The organism is Bacillota bacterium (assembly GCA_040754675.1).
Classification (GTDB): domain Bacteria; phylum Bacillota; class Limnochordia; order Limnochordales; family Geochordaceae; genus Geochorda.
Window position 1 is genome coordinate 1 of sequence record JBFMCJ010000570.1, and the last position, 2,537, is coordinate 2,537.

A 2,537-nucleotide genomic window follows, 5' to 3' on the forward strand; every position below is an offset into this window, starting at 1 on the left:
CGGCCAAAGAACTCGCAGCTCCTGCAGCCCAGTAATCAGCGATCCTCCGCCGGCCCCCGCAGCAGGTGGACGACGCCGTCCCGCGTCGCCACGAGGATGAAGCGCCCATCGGGGGACAGGGAGATGGTCGCAATGCGCTCCTTGCTCTCCCGGTCCCAGAGCAACCGGCCCTCGTGATCCAGTGCGTCGCCGGGGAAGCCAGGGCTGGAACCCCGGGGACGCCCAAGGAGGTCTTCCGGAGAACCGTCTGCGCAGCGGGATCCCAGTCTGCGGTCACCCCGAACGCCTCGGAGATGAACCGGACTGGCACCAGAGTCCTGCCGCCTGTGACCCGGGCCGGGACATGAAGCGTCACCGGCACACCGTTGACCAGAGCGGTAGTGTCGTCGATCCGCGGCCGCACTACCGTATCACCCAGGCTGAGCGTGACTGTTCCAGTATCCGAGGCCCACCCAACTTCGGCTCCCAAAGCCTCAGCGATGGTCCCGACAGGAAGCAGGGTTCGGCCCTCGACGATGACGGGCGCTACGTCGGCATGTAGAGGGTTGTCATCGAGGATAATGCCTATCCCCTTGCGGGCAGCGGGAAGGCGGGGTACCGTCACCTTAACGCTGTTGGACAGGCCGCCGGTTTCCGCTTCGTTCCGCGCAGCGGAAGCATAATCCGCCAGCCCTCCCGCAGCAACCTCCTGTGCTCCTTCGTAACCCCGCCCGGCCTCCACGAGGTCAAGGTAGGCTACGCCGTGGATCAGCTTCACCAGGTCTAAGAGGAGTTCAGCCGTTTTCATCCCTTGCGACGCCACATCACTCGGGAGACTCGCGCCCGAGGTCAGGGCGGTCCTGATGGCCGTTCCGGTTACGATTCCCAGTTGGTCCGTGACGAACCTGAGGCCGGCGAGCACCGCCTGTTGGGTCATCGTCGTGGACACCAGCTGCCTCATCTGATCGAGGTCAAAACGCTCCTTGAGGCGCAGTGCGTGCTCTATTACGGCGATCTTCCGCGCCGCCTCCCGGTCGCCCACGACTCTTCTGTTCTCGTCGACGTAGACCGTTCGCGCGTTCGGGTAGCGAGCGGTGACTTCGGCAGGACCAAAAGGTGCCTGGAGTTGCACGGTGTAGTATGTATGCCCATGGACCGAAACCCGGACGCGGGACAGCACCATTTCGTCGGGAATCTCGGGACCAGATGCGGCCCAGACACCGCAGACCGAAACCTGAAGCGCCAGGGCTAAAATGAGTAGCGCGCCCAGAACTATGCCCGTCCGCGTTCGGCCGACTGCGAGCATGCCCTTCAGCTCCTGCTGTCCCTGGAAGCGGAGAGGTTCTCGCCTGTCAAGAGACTCAACCGGGGGTGTGTCCGTTCCCTCACCCCAGGACATGGGGCATCTGCCCTATGCTACCATCTGGAGCACCTTACAATCAACACCACCTGCGCCGCTCAGATCTTGAAAGTGGTCCCAGAAAGAGGGTCCGAAGCCAGATCTCGGTAGTAGCAGGCCCTCGACAGCACCGCGGTGCTGAAAAAGAGGCTCCGCCATGTTCAAGGCAGCCCCAGGAAACGCCATGAGCCCGACCATTGTGGGCACAGCGCAGCTGCCGCCGGCGACGCTCTGTTCGTCTTCCGGCAGGTGACGGATGTGTACCAACGTGCGTTCCGGAGTTGGTTGGTCATGACCTTCATATTGCCTGGCCTGTGGGTGTTCAAGCTGCTGAGGTTCTGAATACTGTTGGCGGGGCCGGCATAGCTGTCGCGCGCGGACGCTCCGAGCCACGGGAGTTTGGGGCTGAGCGCGCAGAAGTCTTGTTGCACACAGCGACTCGACAACGACGAGCGATCTGACAGGGGCCAGGCGCTTGCCCGAGGGGCAGTCCAGGACGGCCCAGACCTTAGTGAGTGCGGGGACGATGCCGTCGTACATGCGCCGGCGGCCACGGCCGCGCCCGGTGGGCGACCCGATTGTACGGCGTGGCCTGCCGGCCTGCCGTAGGGTTCGGGCAACGTAAGACCTGTTGGTTTTGAGGCAACGATCTGATTTCGAGTACCTTTTGAGCGACGCAACACACGGGCTTGACAGACCGGGACCTGGCCGTTACAGTATGAGTCAAACACACAGGCGAGGAAGGGGAGGAGTACCCGCACCGCTCGCCGCCCAGAGAGCCGGGGTCAGGTGGGAGCCCGGTCGCGCACGATGCGGGGAATGGGCCCCGGAGCCGCTGCCCCAACGAGGCTGTGGCCTCCAGTATGGGCGGTCGGGATTCGCCCGTTACCGCGAAACGGTATCGGCCGTAACCAGGCCCGTACCGGCAGAGTGGGGTCTCCCACTTGGGTGGCACCGCGGAAATGACCTTTCGCCCCAAGGCGAAAGGTCATTTTTGTCACCCGGAGGGAAGCCCCAGTTGGGTGGCACCACGGGGAGCAGGCCCTCGTCCCAGCGGACGAGGGCCTGTTACGTGTGCGCCCGGCATGGGCGCTGACTTGGGGGTGAAAGTCCCCGGATGGGCGAGGCAGGACGAGCCCACTAGCCAAAGGCAAGGGCT

The 2,537-nt window shown here is 64.2% G+C and carries 1 protein-coding gene; it reads right to left on the minus strand.

The annotated features are described in order from the left end of the window. On the minus strand, positions 1-1,285 hold a 1,285-nt coding region (locus tag AB1609_20985; protein ID MEW6048911.1), incomplete at its 3' end, for a copper amine oxidase N-terminal domain-containing protein. Positions 1,286-2,537: the final 1,252 nt, after the last annotated feature.